This is a genomic window from Dietzia sp. DQ11-71, assembly GCF_014144995.1.
Lineage (GTDB): Bacteria > Actinomycetota > Actinomycetes > Mycobacteriales > Mycobacteriaceae > Dietzia > Dietzia kunjamensis.
In genome coordinates this window covers 1-5,729 of sequence record NZ_JAALDT010000282.1, presented here as the reverse complement: position 1 = coordinate 5,729, position 5,729 = coordinate 1, and the positions used below count along the sequence as shown (strand labels likewise).

Here is a 5,729-nt window from a genome sequence, read left to right as displayed (position 1 = left end):
TGGCGTAGGAACCTCCATCGTCGGGAGACCTCGACGTCAATCTGCGGACCGACGCGCCCGACCGGCCTACACCCTCATCTGGGAAGAGCCTGGTTCGCATCGAGTGTTTACTTGGTTAGCATCGTCAACTGTTGCTGAAATACGGTCGCAGTTTCGAGCGCAAGGGGGACTGATCCATGCCTCTTTCCACCAAGCTTGGTACTTCCATCTCCACCGCGGCTCTCGGTGCCGCTGCAGTTCTGGGCGGTGCCGGGGTCGCCCAGGCCCAGTCGCTCGGTTCGCTGGGGTCGTCGGTGCCCGACGCTGTCACGCTGACAGTCGCGGGCGACACCGAGGCCGTCGGCGGTGAGATCACTAACAACACGGACGGTGCGCTGACCTGCACCATCGGTGTTTCGAATGCCGAGGTGATCTCCGCCATCGAGAACGGGATCGATGATGAGACCTCCTTCGACGAAGCGAACGCTGCAGTCGCGACAGAGCGGGAGGCCGCTAACGTGTTGGGGCAGAACGCCTTGGCTTTCGCTACTGTGCCCGCTGGTGAAACCGTGACGTGGTCCGGTATCGGCAGCTACGGCCCCGCAGAGGACTTCCGCGCGGGCACCGCAGACTGTGGTGACGAGGTCGCCTTCGCCTACGAGCCCGGCGGTCTCTTCGGCTCGCTCGACATGGGCTCGCTCGGTAGCTGATCACCGGAGCACCTGAGCGCAACGCCCCGCCACCTAAACGGTGGCGGGGCGTTCTGCATGTGTTCGTTGCGGGGCCGAACGACCCTCAACCCAGGTTCTTAAACGCGTTTCGTAGTGCGTCCACGGCGTCGTCGACCCCGAAGCCCGCGCCTGCGGCTGACGAGGCGAACTCTTCCGCAGCTCGGGTCAACGCCGCGCCGGCCACGTCGCCGGCCGCCACGAACGTGCCCGAGCGGCCGCGGCCCTCGAGTACGCCGGACTCCTCGAGTTCGCGGTAGACCTTGGCGGCGGTCGCGGTCGAGATGCCAGCCTCGGCGGCGAGCGTCCGAACCGCGGGCAGGCGGGTTCCCGCAGTGAGTTTCCCGCGTGAGACCGCCTCGACGATCTGGCCCTTGAGTTGACGGAACGGCGGGTTGGGCGACGCGGGATCGACGATCAGGACGACCCCGGCCACGCGAGAGCCGCCGGTCGGGAGGGCGGAGTCCGCCGAGCCGGATTCGGCCCGCGGGTCGTTCATGCTCAGGCCCACACCTGGTCGATCGCGGTTGGCCCGGTCGGCGGGGCGGTCGGGACCGCGGGGGCCGGGGTGCGCGAGAACCGAGGCGCGGGCGCGGGCCCGGCATCGCCGGCGACCTCGACGAAGGTCTCCCTCGCGACGTTGTGCGGGTGGTCGAGCGCCTCGGTGTAGGTCAGCACCGGCGTGGTGCAGGCGTCGGTGCCGTAGAACAGCTCGGCCCACTCGTCACGGGTCTTCTCGGCGAACTTCGCGGCGATGATCTCGCGCAGTTCGTCCCAGCGGTCCATGTCGAACTGCCCGGGCATCCCCTCGCCGTCGATGCCCAGCAATCGGGCGAACTCGGAGTAGAACTGCGGCTCGAGGCATCCGACGGCCATGTACTTGCCGTCCGAGCAGGTGTAGACGTCGTAGAACGGGTATCCGGTGTCGAGCATGTTGGTCCCGGCGACGTCGGACCACTGGCCGCGGGCGCGCATCGCCCACTGGAACTGGCCCAACACCGAGGCGCCGTCGGTCATGGCGGCGTCGATGACCTGGCCCCTGCCGGACGTGGCGCGCTCGATGATCGCGGCGAGGATGCCCTGGATGAGGAACATCGAACCGCCGCCGAAGTCACCGACGAGGTTAAGCGGCGGCACCGGGCGCTCGTCCTTCCGGGCGGTGGCGTTGAGGTGGCCGGTCAGGGAAATGTAGTTGAGGTCGTGCCCGGCGGTGTGGGCGAGCGGGCCGTGCTGGCCCCAGCCGGTCATGCGGGCGTAGACCAGGCGCGGGTTGAGCTCCAAGCACTCCTCCGGTCCCAGGCCCATGCGCTCGGTGACCCCGGGGCGGTAGCCCTCGACCAGCACGTCCGCCTTGGCGATGAGTCCGCGCACCTGCGACAAGCCCTCGTCGCTCTTGAGGTTGGCCTCCACCACGGTGCGGCCGCGGCGGGTGATGTGCGCCCAGCCGCCGACCTGGGTGTCGAGCTCCCCGGGACGCATGACGGTCACGACTTCGGCGCCGAGATCGGCGAGCATCATGCAGGCGTGGGGGCCGGGGCCGATGCCATTGAGTTCGACGACGCGGAGGCCGGCCAGGGGGCCGGAAGAGGAACTGCTCACAGGTGTGCCCTTTCATGTGGCTTTGAACACACATTATCGCCTACAGCCGAATGGATTTGACTCAGGTGACCGGTACTGCCGTTGCGCCTGTGGCCAGTGGTAATAAGAAAGTTAAAATCTAGTTGTGGAACCTTAAAGTTTGCGCCGCTTACGACCGTTGTTGGTGTGATCTATGACACTCCCTGCGAAGGCGTTCACCGGAGCGTCCGCAAGTGTCACCGTGGTCCTCGATGTGGTGGCTTTCACTCACTACAAGGAGCATTCATGTTCGCTCGTAGCCGATTCTTGGCCGGCGCCTCGGCCATCGCCCTCGCAGCCGGAGCCACTCTCGCCGGAGCTCAGGGTTCGTCCGAAATCGCCGCCGTGTCCTCGAACTGGCCGCGACCGCTCTAAACGGCCCCGTGTCGGTGACCCCGAATGAGGAGGGTGGCCCGACGGTTGTTTACGTGAACGAGTCCGGGGAAGACGAAACCTGCGTCGGTTTCACCATGCCGTACGCCTCGGTTGATGAGGTCGGACTCGATCCAACTGGCGACGGCCCGGTCATAGATCTGCTGCCCCAGATCCTCGAGATCCAGGCAATGGACGGTGTTTCGATGCTCAACGCAGTAGAAGGCGAACCGACCTCATACGACGCCACCGCCACCGATGGCGTCGCGCAGGCAGCGCTCTTCCTGATCGCAGCGGGGGCCGGACTGCCGGTCGCCGAGGGGGCTACCGCGACCTGGGTGGCGACAGCACCGGAAGAGCCTGCTGCTGCTGCAATACTCTGTATCCCCGACTCTGTCGAGGGTAACGACGCACGTATCGCAGCCCTCAGCACCAATTTCGGCATCGACCCGCAGGTCGTCGCGGACCAGATCAACGGCCGGATCCCCGGGGGCTCCGTGGAGCCCGTCTCCGCCGGCAGCATCAGCGGTGGCAGCGTCGCGACGGGAGCGAGCCTTCTTGGGTCGCTCGGCGGCGGTGACGCTACCGACACCGATGGCGAAGAGGAGGCCGAAGGTGGCAGCTCGTTCACCGGTATCAGCGAGGGCGGCAGCGCCGGTTCCGCCGCCGAGGCCGACGGCGAGGGTGAGGTCGAACTGGAGGCCCTGAACGCCGGCTGACCCAGTCATAACCCGTCAGAACCGGACCGGGCACGGCACGGCACCACATGGTGCCGGGCCCGGGCGTCTGTTCGGTCGCGTTCGGCCCGTCGTCGCAGGTCTACTAGCGTGGACGATATGACCGCCGCTCACGATCCCCTCGCCCCGCCCGTCGTGGACCGCTTCGGCACGCCGGGTGCGCCGACCGCGACCCGCGTGATGTTGCTCGGCTCGGGCGAGCTGGGCAAGGAGGTGACGATCGCGCTGCAGCGTCTGGGCGTCGAGGTCATCGCGGTGGACCGGTACGCTGGCGCTCCCGCCCACCAGGTCGCGCACCGCAGTCACACCATCGACATGACCGACGCCGACGAGGTGTGCCGGGTCGTCGAGCTGGAGAGGCCCGAGGTGATCCTGCCGGAGATCGAGGCCATCGCCACCGCCGCGCTCGCGCAGATCGAACAGGACGGCCTCGCCCGCGTCGCGCCCACCGCCCGCGCCGTGCAGCTGACGATGGACCGCGAGGGCATCCGCCGCCTCGCCGCCGAGGAGCTGGGCCTGCCCACGAGCCGCTTCGCGTTCGCCTCCTCGCTGGAGGAGCTGCGGGAGGCGTGCTCCCGGATCGGGTTCCCGTGCCTGGTCAAGCCCACCATGTCGTCGTCGGGCAAGGGACAGTCGTCCCTCCACGGTCCCGAGGACGTGGAAACGGCGTGGGACTACGCGCAGTCCGGTGCCCGCGTCGCTGGGGCGCGCGTGATCGTGGAGTCGTTCGTCGACTTCGAGTACGAGATCACCCTGCTCACCGTCCGCAGCGTCGACCCGGAGACGGGGCAGATCCGCACCGACTTCTGCGAGCCGATCGGCCACCGCCAGGAGCGCGGCGACTACGTCGAGTCGTGGCAGCCGCAGGCCATGACCCGCGACGCCTACGACTCGGCGCGGTCGGTGGCGGCGCGGGTGACGGGCGCGCTCGGCGGGGTCGGAGTGTTCGGCGTGGAGCTGTTCGTCAAGGGCGTCGACGTGTACTTCTCCGAGGTCAGCCCCCGTCCCCACGACACCGGCCTCGTGACGTTGCGCAGCCAGGTGCTCAGTGAGTTCGAGATGCACGCGCGCGCCGTCCTCGGTCTGCCGGTGGTCACCACCATGGCCAGTCCGGGCGCGTCCGCGGTGATCTACGGCGGCACGGGGATCGCGGCGGACGGCACCGAGGGCGACGGGACCGTCGAGGGCGTCGGCTTCGCCGGTGTCGCCCGCGCGCTCGCCGTGCCGGAGGCCGATGTCCGCCTGTTCGGCAAGCCGTCCGCCAGTGAGTTCCGCCGGATGGGCGTGGCCGTCGCGACCGCCGAGGATGTCGAGATCGCCCGCGAGCGCGCGCGTGAGGCCGCCTCGCTTGTGACGGTGGTGAGGTAGGTGCGGAAGGTCGTCATGGCCGCGAGTATGGCGCGGGGGTCCGACAGATCGCGGGGGTCCGACAGATGACGACGACGAGGTCCCCGGCGGACGACGCGCGCGAACTGCCCCGCGAGCCCACCGCGCGGTGGATCACGGTGCTGATCACCGGACTGGTGGCCGTCTGGCTGGGCGTGCTGGCCTGGCAGGCGACAGTCCTGCCGGAGCGGGTGCCCACGCACTTCGGCTCGGGCGGTGAACCGGACGGCTGGTCGAGCAAGAGCGGCGCGCTCGCGTTCTCTGTGCTCGGGCCGCTGCTGTTCGCGCTGCCACTCCCGCTGATGTCGTTGATGGTCCTGCGGTGGCCGTCGTCGATCAACGTCCCCAACAAGCAGTGGTGGACCGCGACGGGCCCACGGCTGCGCCGGTTCGAGCGGCTCATGCGTGAGGACCTGTGGCTGATCACGGCCGTGATGCTGGTGACCCTCATCGGCGTCCAGGCGGGGATCACCGGGGCCGCGCAGACCGACGACGGCCGGTTGCCGGGTCTGTGGCTGGCCGGCCCGCTGATCGTGGCGTTCGTCGGCACCGGAGTCGTCCTCGCGAGGATGTACGGCAGTCGCTACGAGGAACAGTCCGACCTCGACTGACCTTCCTGTGAATGGTCGTCGACCCCATCCACAGGCCCTCGTCGTGAACTCCGTCCCGACGCGTGCCGCCCCTAGCGTGATTCCCGAGCGGCCCGCCACATCCGGGCCGGAGGGGAGCGTGGGTCATGGCGGGGCAGGGGGCTTTCGGTGAGATGCTGCTGGCGTTCGAACAGGTGGCGGTGACTGCCGAAGCGGCCCGTGTCCGCGAGGCGGGCGCGGTCACGGTCGACAGTGCTGCGGGCCTGGTCTCGGCGCTGGCGGAGGCCTCGGCGGCGGCTGCCGGCATGGCGGCGGGAGGC

The 5,729-nt window shown here is 68.9% G+C and carries 6 protein-coding genes; 4 read left to right on the top strand and 2 right to left on the bottom strand.

Annotation, left to right across the window (positions count from 1 at the left end; genetic code table 11):
* Positions 1–176: 176 nt before the first annotated feature.
* Positions 177–689 (top strand): hypothetical protein, encoded by a 513-nt coding sequence (locus tag G6023_RS10505; RefSeq protein ID WP_182635403.1) that lies wholly within the window; start codon positions 177–179, stop codon positions 687–689.
* Positions 690–774: 85 nt separating this feature from the next.
* On the opposite strand, the gene G6023_RS10500 is transcribed toward G6023_RS10505, so the two are convergent.
* The gene (locus G6023_RS10500) at positions 775–1,206 is read right to left on the bottom strand and encodes a GntR family transcriptional regulator (protein ID WP_082924080.1); all 432 of its coding nucleotides are present in this window, start codon (positions 1,204–1,206) and stop codon (positions 775–777) included.
* Positions 1,207–1,208: 2 nt separating this feature from the next.
* Entirely contained in the window at positions 1,209–2,306 is a 1,098-nt protein-coding gene (locus G6023_RS10495) for a CaiB/BaiF CoA transferase family protein (RefSeq protein WP_067719367.1), read from the bottom strand.
* A 446-nt stretch (positions 2,307–2,752) separates the two neighbouring features.
* On the opposite strand from G6023_RS10495, the gene G6023_RS10490 reads away from it, so the two are divergent.
* The 3 genes from G6023_RS10490 (at position 2,753) to G6023_RS10480 (ending at position 5,430) form a co-directional block, all read left to right on the top strand.
* On the top strand, positions 2,753–3,415 hold the full coding sequence (locus G6023_RS10490; RefSeq protein ID WP_182635401.1) for a hypothetical protein: 663 nt from the start codon (positions 2,753–2,755) through the stop codon (positions 3,413–3,415).
* Between the two features lie 117 nt (positions 3,416–3,532).
* Positions 3,533–4,801 (top strand): formate-dependent phosphoribosylglycinamide formyltransferase, encoded by a 1,269-nt coding sequence (gene purT / locus G6023_RS10485; protein WP_182635398.1) that lies wholly within the window; start codon positions 3,533–3,535, stop codon positions 4,799–4,801.
* 65 nt (positions 4,802–4,866) lie between these two features.
* Positions 4,867–5,430: a DUF1648 domain-containing protein gene (locus tag G6023_RS10480; protein ID WP_067719360.1), complete on the top strand. Its 564-nt coding sequence runs from the start codon at positions 4,867–4,869 to the stop codon at positions 5,428–5,430.
* Positions 5,431–5,729: the final 299 nt, after the last annotated feature.

Coding starts and splice junctions, on each gene's coding strand:
- G6023_RS10505 (WP_182635403.1), top strand. CDS start 177: ATGCCTCTTTCCACCAAGCTTGGTACTTCCATCTCCACCGCGGCTCTC.
- G6023_RS10500 (WP_082924080.1), bottom strand. CDS start 1,206: ATGAACGACCCGCGGGCCGAATCCGGCTCGGCGGACTCCGCCCTCCCG.
- purT (WP_182635398.1), top strand. CDS start 3,533: ATGACCGCCGCTCACGATCCCCTCGCCCCGCCCGTCGTGGACCGCTTC.
- G6023_RS10480 (WP_067719360.1), top strand. CDS start 4,867: ATGACGACGACGAGGTCCCCGGCGGACGACGCGCGCGAACTGCCCCGC.